Below are 17,946 nucleotides of genomic sequence, written 5' to 3' on the forward strand. Positions count from 1 at the left end.
GGTTTGATAATGCTTTGTCAGCTGCACGGCAGCACCCACAGCCGCAGCAGCCTGAGTGCCGGTCTGCCGCTGCACAACCAGCGGCTGGAACCCGCACTGGTGCCGCGAGCGGCCGCCCGGGCGGGTTTGCAGGCGCGCTGGCTGCGGCGCAGCCTGAGCCATATCGACTCATTGAACCTGCCCGTGCTGCTGTTGCTGAACGACCAGCGCTGCGCCGTGCTGGTGCGTCGGGATGAAGCCGGGCGATTGCTGATCCTGCCTTCGGAAAACCAGGGCGGCGAACAGTGGATCGAGCCCGACCAGTTGGCGCAGCGCTACACCGGCCAGGCGCTGTTCGCCAGCCCGCGCCATGAACTTGAACAGCTGCGCTCGCCATTGCTGCCGCGAGTGACGTCCTGGTTTCGTGACACCGTAAAGCTTTCCCGCAGGCTGTACGGCGACGCGATTCTCGCCAGCCTGCTGATCAACGTGCTCGGCCTGATGGTGCCGCTGTTTGTGATGCAAACCTACGACCGTGTGGTGCCCAATCAAGCCACGGCAACCTTGTGGGTGCTGGCCATCGGCCTATTGATCGGTACGCTATTCGAGATGGGCCTGCGCCTGATTCGCGCCCGGCTGCTGGATCAGGCGGGCAGCAAAACCGACCTGATTCTGTCCGCGACGCTGTTCGAGCGCATCCTCGGCATGAACCTCAAGGCACGTCCGGCAACCATCGGCGGCTTCGCCCAAAGCATTCATGACTTTCAGGGACTGCGCGAGTTTCTGACCGCCGTGACCCTGACCAGCCTGATCGACCTGCCCTTCGCAGTGCTGATGCTGGCAGTCATTGGCTTGCTGGGCGGCTGGCTGGTGTTGATTCCGCTGTTGGCTTTTCCGCTGACCGTCGCCTTTGCCTGGGCGATCCAGGCGCGGCTGCGTGACACCGTGCAGGCCAGCCTGAGCCTGGGTGCCACCCGGCAGGCCCTGCTGATCGAAACCCTCGGCGGGCTGGAAACGCTCAAGGCTTGCAACGCTCAGGGCGAACGCCAGCATCAGTGGGAAAGCACCCACGCCGCCCTGACGCGCCTGGACAGCCACGCCCGACACCTTGCGGCGCTGGCCAGCAACGGCACGCTGTTCGTGCAGCAGTTCTGTGGCATGGCCACGCTGGTGGCCGGGGTTTACAACATTATCGGCGGGCACCTGAGCGTCGGTGCGCTGGTGGCGACGTACATGCTGGGCAGTCGAGTGCTTGCGCCACTGGGGCAAGTCGCGGGCCTGATCACCCGTTATCAACAGGCGCAGTTGACGATGAAAAGCACCGATGCGCTGATGGCACTGCCTCAGGAGCACGCTGCCTGCGCACGCCCGCTGCAAACGCCGCCCCTCAAGGGCGCTGTGAGCGCCAGCAACCTAAGGTTTGCCTACGAGCCAGCGGGCGCGGCCGCACTGAACGGCATACGCTTCAGTCTGAAACCGGGAGAACGCGTCGGCATCATTGGCCGCAGCGGGTCAGGCAAAAGCACGCTGGCGCGGTTGCTGATGGGTTTCCATACGCCGGACGAGGGCCAGGTACTGCTGGACAATCTGGACCTGCAACAGCTGGACCTCAGCGAACTGCGCCAACAGATCGGTTATGTGGCCCATGACCTGCCGCTGCTGGCAGGCAGTCTGCGTGACAATCTGACCCTGGGCGCACGTCAGGTCAGCGACACGCGAATGCTGGAAGTCGCGCGCATGACCGGTGTCGATGACCTGGCACTGCGTCATCCCCGCGGCTTCGAAAGGCCCGTGGGCGAGCGCGGTCAGTTGCTCTCTGGCGGGCAACGTCAAAGCGTACTGCTGGCCCGCGCGCTGTTGCTGGACCCGCCGATCCTGCTGCTCGACGAACCCACCAGCCACATGGACAACGCCAGCGAAGAACAGCTGCGTCAGCACCTGCATCGGCTGATCCCCGGCAAGACCCTGTTGCTAATCACCCATCGCCTGTCGATGTTGACGCTGGTCGACCGTCTGCTGGTGCTGGAGAACGGCCGGCTGGTTGCAGACGGCCCCAAGGACGCTGTCATCGACGCACTGCGCAAGGGCCAGACCGGCCCGGCACCGGTTTGAAGGAGAATTGTCCATGAGCACTCTGAGTAGCCGTCACACGGAAACCGCCTTTCTGCCCTATCGCTCCGCCGCGCTGGCCCGGCACTCGTCACGCGGCATGAGCCTGACCGTGTGGATGGCCGCCGCACTCCTGCTGAGCGCCCTGCTCTGGGCACGGTTCGCCGTGCTCGAAGAGGTCACCACCGGCGAAGGCAAGGCTATTCCATCGAGCAAGGTGCAGGTCATTCAGAACCTGGAAGGCGGGATCGTAAATGAGATTTTCGTGCGTGAAGGCCAGGTGGTGAACAAGGGCGATACGTTGCTGCGTATGGATGACACCCGTTTCATGTCCAGCCGCGGTGAAAGCGAAGTGGACCGCCTGACCCTGACTGCGCAAGTGGAGCGGCTGGCCGCCGAGGCCGAAGGTCGTGCCCTGACACTGCCTGCCGAGGTGAACTCCAGCGCGCCACAAGTGGCCGCCGACGAGCAGGCACTGTATCAATCCCGCCAACGGCGACTGGCCAGCGAACAACGCACACTCAATGAGCAACTGCGCCAGAAGACTCAGGAGCTGGCCGAGGCTCGCGCCAGGCAAGAGCAGTTTCGCAACGGCCTGGGGCTGGTTCAGCAAGAGCTGGACATGTCAGCGCCTCTGGTCAGCTCAGGTGCCGTATCGCCCGTGGAAATCCTGCGCCTCAAGCGTAGCGCTGTGGAGATTCGGGGCTCGATGAACGCCAATACACTGGCCATTCCGAGGGCCGAGGCGGCGATCAGTGAAATCAGGAGCCGGGTGCAGGAATCAGAACTGGCGTTTCGCGCTGACGCCGCCCGCGAGCTCAACGAAAAGCGCAACGACCTGGCCAGAATCAGCGCCAGCCGCATCGCCATTGATGACCGCATGAGCCGCACGACCGTGACCTCACCGGTGCGCGGCATCATCAAGACACTCAAGGTCAACACCATCGGCGGCGTGGTCCAGCCCGGCAGCGATCTGCTGGAAATCGTGCCGCTGGAAGACAACCTGCTGATCGAAGCCAAAGTGCGCCCTCAGGACGTGGCCTTCCTGCACCCAGGCCAGAAGGCCATGGTCAAGTTCAGCGCCTACGACTACACACTTTACGGCGGCCTGCCGGCGCGGCTGGAGCTGATCGGTGCCGACACCATCACCGACGACAAGGACAATAGTTTCTACCTGATCCAGGTACGCACCGACAGCAACCACCTGGGCAGCACCAGCAAGCCCCTGCTGATCATCCCCGGCATGATCGCCACCGTGGACATCATCACGGGCGAGAAAAGCGTGATGGATTACCTGCTCAAGCCCGTGCTCAAGGCCAGGGCCGAGGCGCTGCGCGAGCGGTGAACACTTGCGCGTCATGGACTTGGCGTTCGCCGGGCAGACCCGTCATGATCCAGGTTCCCGCCATTGAATCGAAGCCCTGTCATGCCTGCCGAAGACTCCCGTAGCGCCTGGTCGATCTTCCTTGTGTTCCTGCGTCTTGGCCTGACCAGCTTCGGTGGTCCGGTCGCGCATCTGGCTTATTTTCGCGAGGAGTTCGTGACTCGACGGGCGTGGCTGAATGATCGCAGCTACGCCAGTCTGGTTGCGTTGTGTCAGTTTCTTCCGGGACCGGCGAGCAGTCAGGTGGGCATGGCGCTGGGCCTTTCGCGTGGAGGTTATCGCGGCGCGCTGGCCGCATGGTGCGGGTTTACATTGCCCTCTGCGATCATCCTCACGTTGCTGGCGCTGGGCGTGGCGAACGACCATACGCTTGTGCCTGAAGGTGTCTTGCACGGTCTGAAGATCGTGGCAGTCGCTGTTGTTGCACAGGCGGTGTATGGCATGGCCCGCCAGCATTGCACAGCAGCATCAAAAATCGTATTGGCAATCATCGCTGCCAGCGTCGTGCTGCTAATGCCATTGGCAGGTACACAGATCGCCGTCATCGTCGTTGCAGGTCTTGCGGGTACGCTATTGTTCAAGCCCGGTTTACCAAGGCATACCGATCATCTACCGACGACGATCAGCCTTGAAGCAGGCGCTGGCTGGCTGATCGCGTTCGTCTCGCTTTTGCTGGGCTTGCCACTGCTAAGCGCGCTTTTCCCAAGCCAGACCCTGGCACTGATCGAAAGCTTTTATCGCGTAGGCTCGCTGGTTTTCGGCGGCGGCCACGTCGTACTCCCTCTGCTGCAGAACGAAGTGGTACCCGCTGGATGGGTCAATCCTGAAACCTTCCTCGTCGGATACGGTGCGGCGCAGGCCGTACCAGGCCCACTGTTCACTTTTGCGGCGTATCTGGGGGCGTCGATGTCGGTGCCACCCACCGCCTGGACGGGAGCACTGATCGCCCTGCTGGCGATTTTTGCGCCCTCTTTTCTGCTGGTGGCAGGTGCATTGCCGTTCTGGAACCGGCTTCAACATAACCGGCGTATCCAGGCGGCCTGTCTCGGGATCAATGCTGCCGTGGTCGGGATATTGCTGGCAGCCCTGTATCGCCCGGTCTGGACCAGCGCCATTGAAGGGCCGCAGGACATCGCTCTGGCCTTGCTGGCGCTGGCCGCGTTGCTCTGCAAGGTAGCCCCATGGCGCGTCGTGATACTCAGCGCCATGGCGGGTGGATTACTGGGATGAGCCCTACTGGGGTGAGCCCAGACGCACGCTACGTATCGTGAAGCCGTCGCTCAACTGCCGGACTTACTTCTTCTTGTCCTTGGCAAACGCAGCTTCCAGCGCTTCATTGAGGGTGCGCAGCACCTTGACCCTTGCCCAGCGCTTATCGTTAGCCTCGACCAGGGTCCAGGGCGCAATCTCAGTGCTGGTACGGTCCACCATTTCGCCCACGGCCTCGCGGTATTGCGGCCACTTATTGCGGTTGCGCCAGTCATCTTCGGTGATCTTGTAGCGCTTGAACGGGATCTTTTCGCGCTCTTCAAAGCGCGTCAGCTGGGTCTGTTCATCAATCGCCAGCCAGAACTTCACCACCACCAGGCCAAAATCGGTGAGCTGCTCCTCGAAATCGTTGATCTCGGAATACGCGCGCATCCAGTCAGACTGGCTGCATAGCCCCTCGACACGCTCAACCAGGACACGCCCGTACCAGGAACGATCGAAGATGGTGAACTTGCCGCGTGCCGGTATCTGCCGCCAGAAGCGCCACAGATAGGGCTGCGCGCGTTCGTCCTGAGTAGGCGCGGCAATCGGTACGATGGCGTACTGCCGCGGATCCAGCGCAGCCGCGACACGACGAATCGCCCCGCCCTTGCCCGCCGCATCGTTGCCTTCGAACACAGCCACCAGCGCATGCCGCTTCATACGTTTGTCGCGCAGGTTGCCAGACAGGCGCGCCTGCTCGGTAATCAGCGCTTCCTTGTAGTCGTCCTTTTCAAGACTCACGCTCAGGTCGAGGCTGTCCAGCAAGGTCAGCTCTCCATCATGACTGGCCACGGGGCCTGAACTTTGCGGCTTGGGCTCAGGTTCGACCTTGTTCAGCGCCGCCTGCATGCCTTCGAGCAACAAACGCCCGACGGTCAGGCTGCGGTAGTTGGCGTCCACCCCTTCGATCACATGCCACGGCGCGTATTCACGACTGGTGCGGCGCAATACACGCTCCCCGAACCGCACGAACTTGTCGTAGGTCCGGGACTGCTGCCAGTCCAGCGGGCTGATACGCCAGCTGTGCAGCGGGTCATCTTTCAGGGTCTTGAGGCGCAATTTCATCTGTCTCTTGGACAGGTGAAACCAGAACTTGAAGATCACCGCACCTTCATCGCAGAGCATCTTTTCCAGGCGCTCCGCGCCACTGATGGCCTGGTCGAGCACCGCATCCTTGAAGCGGCCATGCACACGGCCCTGCAGCATCTGGCTGTACCAGTTGCCGAAGAAAATCCCGATGCGCCCTTTGGCGGGCAGTTGTCGCCAGTAGCGCCACACTGGCGGATGAGCCAGCTCTTCGTCGGTCTGCTGGTCAAACGTGCGCACTTCGATGTAACGCGGATCCATCCACTCGTTGAGCAGCTTGACCGTCTCGCCCTTGCCCGCGCCTTCGATGCCGTTGATCAGCACAATGACCTGTCGTCCGGCCTGTTCATGCAGATCGTACTGGGCGTCGAGCAACGCCTCGCGCAAGGCTGGCACGGCAGCTTCGTAGGTTTCGTCGTCGATGGCATGACCGATTTCAGCAGATTCAAACATGCACGGCTCCCTTCAAGATGTGGCCGGGGGATGATGGCCAGATGCAATAGAGACCACTGAATGCCCTCATGGGTCAATCGGTGCAACAGCAATACCGCTTTTATCCGCGCAGACGGCTAAAATGCCGCCATTGCCCACGCTGAGCCAAACATGACCATAACCCGCCACGCCCAGATCGACTGGGACGAACACGGCAACCCGCATTCGCGAACGTTTTCCGATGTGTATTTCTCCACCGAATCTGGCCTTGAAGAGACGCGCCATGTGTTTCTGGTGCAGAACGACCTGCGTCGTCGCTTTACCGAGTTGCCCGAAGACGGGCGGCTGATCATCGGCGAAACCGGTTTTGGCACCGGGCTCAACTTTCTCTGCGCCTGGCAGCTGTTCGCTGAATGCGCCTGCCCGGGTGCAAGGCTGCATTTCGTCAGCGTCGAGAAATACCCGCTCGATCGTGCTGACCTGCAACGTGCACTGGCCTTGTGGCCGGAGCTGGCGGCCTTCGCCAATCCGCTGCTCGATCAATACGTGGCCGTGCACGAAGGCTTTCAACGACTGGTGTTCGATCAGGGCCGGATCACCCTGACCCTGCTGATCGGCGATGCGTTGCAGATGCTGCCGCAACTGGACGGGCAGATCGATGCGTGGTTTCTGGATGGTTTTGCGCCGGCCAAAAACCCCGAGATGTGGACGCCTGAACTGTTCGCCGAACTGGCACGACTGTCGACGACCCACACCACCATCGGCACCTTTACCAGCACCGGCTGGGTGCGTCGTGCGCTGAATGCAGCAGGTTTCAAAATGAAGCGGGTGCCGGGCATCGGCCATAAGTGGGAAGTCTTGCGCGGCGCATTCATCGCCTGGCCTGCAGACGCCGCGCCTGTGCCTGCCGCCAAACCCTGGTTTGCCCGTCCGCCGGTTGTGCAAGGCGAGCGCAAGGCACTGGTGATTGGTGCCGGCCTGGCCGGTTGCGCCACGGCCGAGAGCCTGGCGAATCGGGGCTGGCAGGTCAGCCTGCTGGAACGCCATGCGGCACTGGCGCAGGAAGCGTCGGGTAACCCGCAAGGCGTGCTGTATTTGAAGCTGTCGGCCCACGGCACGGCGCTGTCACAACTGATTCTCAGCGGCTTCGGCCACACCCGACGCCTGCTCGAACGTTTGCAGCGCGGCGTGGACTGGGACGCCTGCGGCGTACTGCAGCTGACCTTTGACGACAAGGAAGCCAAGCGTCAGGCGCAACTGGCCGCTGCCTTTCCTGAATCGCTGCTGCAGTTGCTGGACCAGCCTGCCGCCGAAGCGCGCAGTGGCATCGCACTGGCCAGCGGCGGGTTGTTTTATCCGCAGGGCGGCTGGGTTCATCCGCCTGCGTTGTGTGAATTGCAGGCCACGCATCCGAACATTCAGCTGTTTGCCCATCATGAAGCCCTGACGTTGCGTAAGGTCGACGGCCAATGGCAGGCGTGGGATGAGCAGCGATTGATCGACAGTGCACCGGTCGTGGTGCTGGCCGGTGCGGCTGACATCAAACAGTTCGAACAGAGCGCCGACCTGCCGCTCAAGCGTATTCGCGGACAGATCACCCGCTTGCCCGAGACCTTGGCCAGCGCAGCCCTGAGCACGGTCGTTTGCGCGGAAGGTTATGTCGCGCCTGCCCGGCTGGGTGAGCATACGCTGGGGGCCAGCTTCGACTTCAACAGCGTCGATCTCACGCCCAACGTGGCCGATCACTTGGGTAATGTGCAAATGCTGGAAGAGATTTCCCACGATCTGGTGCAGCGTCTGCAACTGACAGACGTGCCACCCGAACAACTGGACGGGCGCGCCGCGTTTCGCTGCACCAGCCCGGATTACCTGCCCATCGTCGGTCCGCTTGCGGACCGGGAAGCGTTTATCGAAGCGTTTGCTGCGCTGGGCAGGGATGCGCGTCAGGTGCCCGACATCGCCTGTCCCTGGCTGGAAGGCTTTTACGTCAACAGCGGCCACGGTTCACGTGGACTCATCACCTCCCCACTCTGTGCCGAGCTGCTCAGTGCCTGGCTCGACAACGAACCGCTGCCGCTGCCCCGCAGCGTCGCCGAGGCCTGTCACCCGAACCGGTTTGCCTTGCGTGGGTTGATTCGGGGCGAGAATAAATAGACGCAGCGTCTTGATAGCGTCCATGCTCTGCGCTACTGAATGCATAACCCTGTGGGAAACAGTCCCCGCAGCACCCTCAGCGCCACACCAGCCAGCGACGCACCCGCGCTCAGCCGCTACGCTTAGTGTTGGTACAGCCAGTCGAGCCCCTCATGTTGCACGTGCGAGATGTCTACAAAAATTACACCACAGCCCAAGGCCCGGTGGCGGTATTGCGCGGTGTTGATCTGCAGATGGCGCGGGGCGAGAGTCTGGCGCTGATGGGCGAATCCGGCAGTGGCAAGAGCACCCTGCTGCACCTGGTCGCAGGACTCGATCACGCTGACTCAGGCACCCTCGAGATCGGCGGGCAACGTCTGGACCTGATGAGCGAACGCCAGTTGGCGAACTGGCGGCGTACGGAAATCGGTCTGGTATTTCAGCAGTTCAACCTGATCGGCAGTCTCAAGGTCGCAGACAATCTTGCGTTTCAGGCACGTCTGGCCGGGCGTTACGACGCGGCCTGGCAAGCGCGGCTTATCGAACGCCTGGGTCTGGATGAATTGCTGGACCGCTACCCCGAGCAGTTGTCCGGTGGCCAGCAGCAACGTGTCGCCATCGGCCGCGCCCTCGCTTCACGACCCAGCCTGCTATTGGCCGACGAACCCACCGGCAACCTCGACGAGACCACCAGTGAAGAGGTCCTGCAGTTACTGCTGGACTTGCTCGATGACAGCGCAGCCACACTGCTGATGGTCACTCACAGCCCGCGTATTGCGGCACGCCTGGCGCGCCAACAGGTGCTGCATCTGGGCCGTCTGGCGAACGAAGGCGAACGCTGACATGCGGGTGTTCTACTGGACGTTACGCGCCCTGCTCAGCCATTGGCGACGTCATCCTGTGCAGTTTTTCAGCCTGCTGACCGGTCTGTGGCTCGCGACCGCGCTGTTGACCGGCGTGCAGGCGCTCAACAGTCAGGCACGGGAAAGTTATCAGCGCGCCAGCCAGTTGATCGGCGGTCAGCCGCAAACGCTTATCGAAGCGGCCGATGGCAAGCTGTTCTCACAAGATCTGTTCATTGAACTGCGTCGTCAGGGCTGGCCGGTGTCACCCGTGGTGCAAGGCAGGATCGCCCTTGAAGGGCTCGCAGACCGCAAGCTGCAACTGATGGGCATCGAGCCGGTGACATTGCCGACAGGGACTTCACTCGCGGGGCAGACACTGAACGCGGAACAGGTCGTGGACTTTCTCACGCCACCGGGCGCGACCTGGATCGCGCCCCAGACCTTACAAGAACTGAATCTCAGGGAAGGCCAGCAGCCGCAGACGGAAAACGGCACACCGCTGCCGCCCCTGCGCGCGACAGCGGATATGGCACCCGGCCTGCTGCTCACCGATATCGGCTTTGCCCAGCCACTGCTGGGTGAGAACGGCCAGTTGTCGCGCCTGCTGCTGCCCGACGGGTTCAAGGCACCGCTACCGGCCTCGCTGGCAGACCAACTGGTGATCAGAAAGGCAGGCGAAGAAAACAACCTTGAGCGCCTGACCGAAAGTTTCCACCTGAACCTCAATGCACTGGGGGTGCTGTCGTTCATTGTCGGGCTGTTCATCGTGCATGCGGCGATTGGTCTGGCGCTTGAACAACGCCGCGGCTTGCTGCGTAATTTGCGCGCCTCGGGCGTCACGGCCCGGCTACTGATTGCAACGCTGGGCGTGGAACTCGGTGTTCTGGCCATGCTCGGCGGGATATTAGGGGTGGTCAGCGGCTACCTGCTGGCGAGTCTGCTGCTGCCTGATGTGGCCGCCAGCCTGCGGGGTCTGTATGGCGCAGAGGTCGCCGGACAGCTGAATTTGAGCCTGTGGTGGTGGATCAGCGGCATCGGCCTCAGCCTGCTCGGCGCATTGCTGGCAGGGGCCAACAGTTTGCTGCGTGCCGCGCGCCTGCCCTTGCTGGCGCTGGCTGATGCGCAGGCCTGGCAGCAGGCTCACGCTCGCTGGTTGCGGCGGCAAGGTTGGGTCGCGATCACCTGCGCAGTGATTGCAGCAGTGGCTTTGTATCTGGGTAACTCGTTGCTCGCGGGGTTTGTCCTGATCAGCGCCTTACTGCTCGGCGCTGCGCTCGGTCTGCCTGTGTTACTGGACACACTGTTAAGCGTTTTGCTGGCGCGCAGTCGTTCGGTCACAGGCCAATGGTTTCTGGCTGATTGCAGGCAGCAGTTGCCTGCGTTGAGCCTGGCATTGATGGCGCTGCTACTGGCGATGGCCGCCAACATCGGCGCTGGCAGCATGACGTCGGGTTTTCGTGAAACCTTCAACAGCTGGCTGGAGCAGCGCCTGACCGCCGAGCTGTACGTGAGCCCGCAAAACCCTGCGCAAGCCGAGCCGTTGCAGGCCTGGCTGAGCCAGCGGCCGGAGATCAACGCCGTGCTGCCGAACTGGCAAGTACCGGTGCAGTTACACGGCTGGCCCGCCGACCTGTTCGGCGTGATTGATCACAGCACCTATCGCCAGCATTGGGAGTTACTCGACGCGTCGGCCGACGCCTGGGATCAACTGGTCGATCAGGACACCGTCATGCTCAGCGAACAACTGGCCCGTCGATTGAATGTCAAACTGGGTGACACACTGAACCTTCCTGTCCCTGCTGGACAATGGCCGGCGCGAATCGTGGGCATCTACGCCGATTACGGCAATCCCAAGGGCCATTTACTGGTCAACGCCAGACACCTGCTCACCCACTGGCCGCACCTGACGCCCATACGCTTCAATCTTCGAATAGCCCAGCCTGACGTCGCACCACTGGTCAACGCACTGCGGGAGCGATTTGCCCTGGACGACAATCACATCATTGATCAGATCCAGCTCAAGCGCTGGTCCGGTCAGGTCTTTGAACGCACATTCGCGGCCACCGCAGCACTCAACAGCCTGACCCTGGGGGTTGCGGGCGTCGCACTGTTCATCAGCCTGCTGACCCAGAGCCAGAGCCGGCTGGGGCAACTCGCGCCGCTGTGGGCGATGGGCGTGACACGGCGCAGATTGATGCTGCTCAATCTGGGACAGACCTGGATGCTGGCAGCGTTGACCCTGTTACTGGCGTTGCCATTGGGCCTGGCGATGGCCTGGTGCCTGAATGCGGTCATTAATGTGCAGGCGTTCGGCTGGCGATTACCCCTTCGGGTTTTCCCGCTGCAACTGCTGCAATTAATGCTTCTCGCCATGCTGGCAACCCTGCTGGCCTCAGCCTGGCCGTTGTTCAAATTGCACAGAAGTCGCCCGGGCGACCTGCTGAGGACATTTGCCCATGAACGCTAAAGGGCTGCTGATGGCCGTTGTATTGCTGCTGAGCGCCTGCGACGACAAGCCGTCTGACGGCGATTTCGCAGGCCTGAGCAAAAAGGCGGACGCTTATAGCCAGGTCAGGCCGGGGCGCGTGTTTTCCTTCCCGCAGGATCACGGGCAGCACCCCGGTTTCCGGATCGAATGGTGGTACATCACCGCCACGCTGAAGGACGATAAGGGTCAATCGTTCGGCGTGCAGTGGACACTGTTTCGCAATGCGCTGCGGCCCGGAACAGAGACCGGTAGTGGCTGGAACGACGGTACGATCTGGCTGGGACACGCCGCGGCCACATCGGCCACCGGGCATTACGTGGCAGAGCGCTACGCGCGTGGTGGCATCGGTCAAGCCAACGTGACTGACATGCCCTTCTCCGCCTGGATCGACGACTGGTCATTGAGCAGTGCCACGATGGCTGACGATCCTCTGGCCAACCTGAACCTGACCGCCGGCGGCAAGGATTTCCGCTATCGCCTGAACCTCACCACCAGCCGCCCCGTGGTGCTGCAAGGCGATCAGGGCTACAGCCAGAAGTCCGACGCCGGACAGGCCTCGTACTATTACAGCCAACCGTTTTTCGATGCCAAGGGCAGCATCGAACTTGAGGGCAAAACCTACCAGGTCACGGGCAACGCCTGGCTGGACCGGGAATGGAGCAGCCAGCCACTTACAGCCACTCAGACCGGCTGGGACTGGTTTTCCCTGCAATTGGCAGACGGTGCCAGACTGATGCTGTATCGCATCCGCCACACGAACGGCGAGCACTACGTCACCGGCAACTGGATCGCAGCGGATGGCAGCACGCAACTCATCAAGGCAGGCGAAATCAGCCTTGAACCGCTCAAGACCACAACCATCGGCGACCGCAAGGTGCCGACCGTGTGGTCAGTCAAGGTGCCCGGCAAACACCTGGACATCACCACCCAAGCGCTCAACCCCAAGGCCTGGATGGGTACGAGCATTCCCTACTGGGAGGGGCCGGTGACGTTCAGCGGTAGCCAGAACGGCGTGGGGTATCTGGAAATGACGGGGTATTGATCGCACTCTCCAGAGCGTCCGTGGGGGTTTCAAAATCCTGAAACGCATTAAGCGAGCCCCTTCACTTATAACTTTTTGATCTAAAACTACCGCGATTCCCACGGGTCAGTTTCTGGGTGGCTGGACTTTCTCAGCCACCTCCCCAACGGAAACCCGGTAAGGACTTATGTGCGGACTAGCAGGTGAACTACGTTTCGACCATCAACCAGCGGATCTTGCCGCTGTTGAACGCATTACCCATGAGCTGGCGCCTCGCGGCCCGGATGCGTGGGGTTTTCACAGCCAGGGGCCGATTGCCCTTGGTCATCGCCGACTGAAAATCATGGACCTGTCTGATGGATCGGCTCAGCCGATGATCGACAGCACGCTAGGTCTGTCCATGGCCTTCAACGGCGCGATCTACAACTTCCCTGAGCTGCGCGCCGAGCTTGAAGCATTGGGCTATCAGTTCCATTCCGGTGGCGACACCGAAGTGCTGCTCAAGGGCTACCATGCCTGGGGCGCAGATATGCTGCCCAAGCTCAACGGCATGTTCGCATTCGCCATCTGGGAGCGGGACAGCAAGCGCCTGTTCATCGCCCGCGATCGCCTGGGTGTCAAGCCGCTGTACCTGTCGAAGACCGACAAGCGTCTGCGCTTTGCCTCGTCGCTGCCTGCACTGCTTAAAGGCGGCGATATCAGCCCGATGCTCGACCCGGTCGCCCTCAATCACTACCTGAATTTCCACGCCGTGGTGCCTGCACCGCGCACACTGCTGGCGGGCGTAGAAAAACTGCCGCCGGCCAGCTGGATGCGTATCGACGCCAGTGGTCAGGTGGAACAGAAAGTCTGGTGGACGCTGCCGTACGGTCCGCATGAGGACGAGAAAAACCTCACACTGGAAGACTGGCGCGACCGCGTACTCGACAGCACACGCGAAGCCGTGGCGATTCGTCAACGCGCTGCGGTGGACGTCGGTGTGCTGCTGTCGGGCGGTGTCGACTCCAGCATGCTGGTCGGTCTGTTGCGTGAAGTGGGCGTTGAGGACCTGTCGACCTTCTCGATCGGTTTCCAGGATGCGGGCGGCGAGCGCGGCGACGAGTTCCAGTATTCGGACCTGATCGCCAAACACTACGGCACGCGCCATCACCAGTTGCGTATTCAGGAAAGCGAGATCATCGAGCAACTGCCTGCCGCGTTCCGCGCGATGAGCGAGCCGATGGTCAGCCACGACTGCATCGCGTTCTATCTGCTGTCGCGTGAAGTGGCCAAGCATTGCAAAGTGGTTCAGAGCGGCCAGGGTGCAGACGAACTCTTTGCCGGTTATCACTGGTACCCGCAGGTCGATGGTGCGAGCGATCCGGTTGCAGCCTATCGCGACGCCTTTGTCGACCGCAGTTACGCCGAATACGCCGAAACGGTGCAACCCAAATGGTTGACCGCAAACGATGCAGCCGGTGATTTCGTCCGCGACCACTTCGCACAGCCCGGCGCCAGCGCAGCGGTCGACAAGGCTTTGCGTCTGGACAGCACCGTGATGCTGGTGGACGACCCGGTCAAACGTGTCGATAACATGACCATGGCCTGGGGCCTGGAAGCGCGCACACCGTTTCTGGATTACCGACTGGTCGAGCTGTCCGCCCGGATTCCAGGCAAGTTCAAGCTGCCGGATGGCGGCAAGCAGGTGCTCAAAGAAGCCGCGCGCATGGTCATTCCATCCGAAGTGATCGACCGCAAAAAAGGCTACTTCCCGGTCCCTGGCCTCAAGCATTTGCAGGGCGATACCCTGAACTGGGTGCGTGAGCTGCTGACGGACTCCAGCCAGGACCGTGGCCTGTTCAACCCGGCCATGATCGACAAGCTGTTGACCAATCCGCAAGGTCAACTGACCCCGCTGCGTGGCTCGAAGCTGTGGCAGTTGGCAGCGCTGAACCTGTGGCTCAGCGAACAAGGACTGTGATCCCATGAAGCAGAATGCGACGACTTACAGCCAACGCCTGTTGCGCCGACAGTCGCCCTCGTACGAACGTCTGCAGGCGCGCTTCGCCGAAGACGGCAGCCCGCTGGAGGCCGAGCCTCTGGCGCTGCACTGTGGCTGGGGCCGACTGCTGATCGGCCACACCTATCCGGATCCGGCCGCGCTGGCTCAGGACCTGCTGCACGAGAAACCGGGCGAACGAGACATCGCGCTGTATGTGGCCGCGCCTCAACAGGTGCTGGCGCAGGCTCCGCAACAATTGTTCCTTGATCCCTCAGACACACTGCGTCTGTGGTTCAGCGACTATCGCCCTGCACAGCGGGTATTTCGCGGCTATCGCATTCGTCGCGCACAGAGCGAGGCGGACTGGCAGGCGATCAACAACCTGTATCTGGCGCGCGGCATGTTGCCGATCGATCACTCATTGCTGACACCCCGTCATCAGGGTGGCCCGGTTTACTGGATCGCTGAAGATGAGAGCACCAACACGGTCATCGGCAGCGTGATGGGGCTCAATCATCAAAAAGCGTTCAACGATCCGGAAAAAGGCAGCAGCCTGTGGTGCCTGGCGGTCGATCCGCAATGCACTCGCCCAGGCGTCGGTGAAGTGCTGGTTCGGCATCTGGTCGAGCATTTCATGAGCCGTGGCCTGAGCTACCTGGACCTGTCAGTGCTGCATGATAACGAGCAGGCAAAGGCACTTTACGCCAAGCTGAATTTCCGCAATTTGCAGACCTTTGCCATCAAGCGCAAGAACGGTATCAACGAGTCGCTGTTCCTCGGCCCTGGCCCGCAAGCGGATTTCAATCCCTATGCGCGGATCATAGTCGAAGAGGCCCATCGGCGCGGTATCGACGTGCAGGTGGACGACGCGGATGCAGGACTGTTTACCCTCAGCTATGGCGGACGGCGTATTCGCTGTCGCGAGTCGCTGAGCGATCTGACCAGCGCCGTGAGCATGACGCTTTGCCAGGACAAAAGCCTGACCCATCGGGCACTCAAGGCCGCAGGGCTAAGCTTGCCTGCCCAGCAACGGGCTGGCAGCGAGGACGACAATCGTGCGTTCCTTGAGCAACACGGGCAGGTGGTGGTCAAGCCGCTGGACGGCGAGCAAGGTCAGGGCGTTGCCGTAGACCTGCGCACGTTCGAAGATGTGCAGAACGCCATCGAACGCGCCCGTCAGTTCGACACCCGCGTGATCCTCGAGAGCTTCCACGAAGGCCTCGACCTGCGCATCGTAGTGATCGGTTTCGAGGTGGTTGCCGCCGCGATTCGTCGTCCGGCTGAGATCAACGGCGATGGCCGCCATACCATCAAGCAGTTGATAGAAGCCCAGAGCCGCCGTCGCGAAGCCGCCACCGATGGCGAAAGCCGCATCCCGATGGATGAAGAAACCGAGCGCACCGTGCGCGAAGCCGGCCATGACTACTCCACGGTGCTGCCGATGGACGAGCGGTTGGCCGTACGTCGCACTGCGAACCTGCACACCGGTGGCTGCCTGGAAGACGTCACGGCCATTCTGCACCCGGTGCTTGTGGATGCGGCAGTACGTGCCGCCCGCGCGCTGGATATTCCGGTGGTCGGCCTGGACCTGATGGTCCCGGCTGCCGATCAACCCGAGTACGTGTTCATTGAAGCCAATGAGCGTGCCGGGCTGGCCAATCACGAACCTCAACCCACTGCCGAACGCTTCGTCGACCTGCTGTTTCCGCACAGCTTGCCGGCGCACACCTAGACAGCTCCAAGCCCTGGGCTGAAGCGGCGATCCAGTTGCCGCATCAGCTCGTTGTTTGCCGTTTTACCCAAGAGGAGCCTTCCATGACCCCTGCAAATATCCCCGATCCGGATCTGAAGTACCTGCAGAAAGTTCTGTTGGAAATGCTCGCGATCCCAAGCCCGACCGGCTTTACCGACACCATCGTGCGTTACGTCGCCGAACGCCTGGAAGAAATAGGCATTCCCTTCGAACTGACACGCCGGGGCACCATTCGCGCGACGCTCAAGGGCAAGCAGAACTCGCCCGACCGCGCCGTCTCCGCGCACCTGGATACCATTGGTGCCAGCGTGCGCGAGGTAAAGGACAACGGTCGCCTGGCGCTGGCGGCTGTCGGCTGCTGGTCGAGCCGCTTTGCCGAAGGCAGCCGGGTCAGTGTGTTCACCGACACCGGCATCATTCGCGGCAGCGTCTTGCCGCTGATGGCATCCGGGCATGCCTTCAATACGGCGGTCGATGAGATGCCGATCAGTTGGGACCACGTCGAACTGCGTCTGGATGCCTACTGCACCACCCGCGCCGACTGTGAGTCGCTGGGTATCGGGATCGGCGACTTTGTGGCCTTCGACCCGCTGCCCGAGTTCACCGAAAGTGGGCACATCAGCGCACGCCATCTGGACGACAAAGCGGGCGTCGCCGCCTTGCTGGCTGCGCTGAAATCGATTGTCGACAGCGGTGCCGAACCGTTGATCGACTGCCACCCGCTGTTCACCATTACCGAAGAAACCGGTACGGGTGCTGCGGGCGTATTGCCATGGGACGTGAGTGAGTTTGTCGGGATCGACATCGCACCCGTCGCGCCTGGCCAGCACTCCAGCGAGCACGCGGTCAGCGTGGCAATGCAGGATTCGGGCGGGCCTTATGACTATCACCTGTCGCGCCATCTGCTGCGCCTGGGGGTGGAGAACGAACTGCCGGTGCGCCGCGACCTGTTCCGCTACTACTACAGTGACGCCCACTCGGCGGTGACTTCGGGCCACGACATTCGTACGGCGCTGCTGGCGTTCGGCTGTGATGCGACGCATGGCTATGAGCGCACGCATATCGACAGCCTGGCTGCCCTAAGCAAGTTGCTCGGTGCCTATATGCTTAGCCCACCCGTGTTCGCCAGCGATGCCAAACCGGCTCAGGCTTCGCTTGATCAGTTCAGCCATCAGATCGAGCACGACGCGCAGATGGAATCGGAAACTCGGGTACCGCCGGTGGACAGTCTGATTGGGCAGAACCGGGAAGAGTAAAGGCTTCCGATTGTCGATCGTGCTATGCGCTCGTCGTTACAGCCAAGTCATTTGGCTCACTGAATAAGCCAGCAGCACTGACGCGCTTTTTTAGCGCGGTAGTGAGAACACCACCGATCGCGACGCGGGTGAAGGCTGAGTTCTGGCGCTGATTCGGGGGGCAATCGGCATGGATGCCGATTGAGCCGCACTGGGCCATGGATGGCCCATTTGCGGCGACCCCCGAAT

The 17,946-nt window shown here is 61.8% G+C and carries 12 protein-coding genes; 10 read left to right on the forward strand and 2 right to left on the reverse strand.

Annotated features, from left to right (window positions below):
* The first annotated feature begins 9 nt into the window (after positions 1 to 9).
* The 3 genes from H8S56_RS21050 to chrA all read left to right on the forward strand — a co-directional run bounded on the left by H8S56_RS21050 (position 10) and on the right by chrA (position 4,702).
* The gene (locus H8S56_RS21050) at positions 10 to 2,091 is read left to right on the forward strand and encodes a type I secretion system permease/ATPase (protein WP_235986837.1); all 2,082 of its coding nucleotides are present in this window, start codon (positions 10 to 12) and stop codon (positions 2,089 to 2,091) included.
* Positions 2,092 to 2,104: 13 nt separating this feature from the next.
* Positions 2,105 to 3,433 carry an HlyD family type I secretion periplasmic adaptor subunit gene (locus H8S56_RS21055; RefSeq protein ID WP_187519660.1) on the forward strand — a complete coding sequence of 443 codons (1,329 nt, stop codon included), beginning with the start codon at positions 2,105 to 2,107 and terminating at the stop codon, positions 3,431 to 3,433.
* An 81-nt stretch (positions 3,434 to 3,514) separates the two neighbouring features.
* Entirely contained in the window at positions 3,515 to 4,702 is a 1,188-nt protein-coding gene (gene chrA / locus H8S56_RS21060) for a chromate efflux transporter (protein WP_187519668.1), read from the forward strand.
* A gap of 63 nt (positions 4,703 to 4,765) precedes the next feature.
* Here chrA and pap read toward each other — a convergent pair whose 3' ends face one another.
* Positions 4,766 to 6,262 (reverse strand): polyphosphate:AMP phosphotransferase, encoded by a 1,497-nt coding sequence (gene pap / locus H8S56_RS21065; protein ID WP_187519661.1) that lies wholly within the window; start codon positions 6,260 to 6,262, stop codon positions 4,766 to 4,768.
* A 150-nt stretch (positions 6,263 to 6,412) separates the two neighbouring features.
* On the opposite strand from pap, the gene mnmC reads away from it, so the two are divergent.
* From mnmC to H8S56_RS21100, 7 genes are all read left to right on the forward strand, one after another.
* Positions 6,413 to 8,395 carry a bifunctional tRNA (5-methylaminomethyl-2-thiouridine)(34)-methyltransferase MnmD/FAD-dependent 5-carboxymethylaminomethyl-2-thiouridine(34) oxidoreductase MnmC gene (gene mnmC, locus H8S56_RS21070; protein ID WP_187519662.1) on the forward strand — a complete coding sequence of 661 codons (1,983 nt, stop codon included), beginning with the start codon at positions 6,413 to 6,415 and terminating at the stop codon, positions 8,393 to 8,395.
* 152 nt (positions 8,396 to 8,547) lie between these two features.
* The gene (locus tag H8S56_RS21075; RefSeq protein WP_024694585.1) at positions 8,548 to 9,216 is read left to right on the forward strand and encodes an ABC transporter ATP-binding protein; all 669 of its coding nucleotides are present in this window, start codon (positions 8,548 to 8,550) and stop codon (positions 9,214 to 9,216) included.
* 1 nt (position 9,217) lies between these two features.
* Positions 9,218 to 11,686, forward strand: a complete 2,469-nt coding sequence (locus H8S56_RS21080) for an ABC transporter permease (RefSeq protein WP_187519663.1) — start codon at positions 9,218 to 9,220, stop codon at positions 11,684 to 11,686.
* Positions 11,676 to 12,749 carry a lipocalin-like domain-containing protein gene (locus H8S56_RS21085; RefSeq protein ID WP_187519664.1) on the forward strand — a complete coding sequence of 358 codons (1,074 nt, stop codon included), beginning with the start codon at positions 11,676 to 11,678 and terminating at the stop codon, positions 12,747 to 12,749. Before H8S56_RS21080 ends, H8S56_RS21085 begins: the two co-directional genes overlap by 11 nt.
* Before the next feature lie 166 nt (positions 12,750 to 12,915).
* A complete protein-coding gene (locus H8S56_RS21090) occupies positions 12,916 to 14,688 on the forward strand; it encodes an N-acetylglutaminylglutamine amidotransferase (RefSeq protein ID WP_024688044.1) in 1,773 nt (590 codons plus the stop codon).
* 4 nt (positions 14,689 to 14,692) lie between these two features.
* On the forward strand, positions 14,693 to 16,441 hold the full coding sequence (gene ngg, locus H8S56_RS21095; protein WP_187519665.1) for an N-acetylglutaminylglutamine synthetase: 1,749 nt from the start codon (positions 14,693 to 14,695) through the stop codon (positions 16,439 to 16,441).
* Positions 16,442 to 16,524: 83 nt separating this feature from the next.
* Positions 16,525 to 17,718 carry an osmoprotectant NAGGN system M42 family peptidase gene (locus H8S56_RS21100; protein ID WP_024688042.1) on the forward strand — a complete coding sequence of 398 codons (1,194 nt, stop codon included), beginning with the start codon at positions 16,525 to 16,527 and terminating at the stop codon, positions 17,716 to 17,718.
* A 22-nt stretch (positions 17,719 to 17,740) separates the two neighbouring features.
* Here H8S56_RS21100 and H8S56_RS24435 read toward each other — a convergent pair.
* The coding region (locus tag H8S56_RS24435; protein WP_214654173.1) for a hypothetical protein at positions 17,741 to 17,946 on the reverse strand (206 nt) is incomplete at its 5' end.

It is taken from the genome of Pseudomonas triticifolii, from assembly GCF_014358015.1.
GTDB classification, from domain to species: Bacteria; Pseudomonadota; Gammaproteobacteria; order Pseudomonadales; family Pseudomonadaceae; genus Aquipseudomonas; species Aquipseudomonas triticifolii.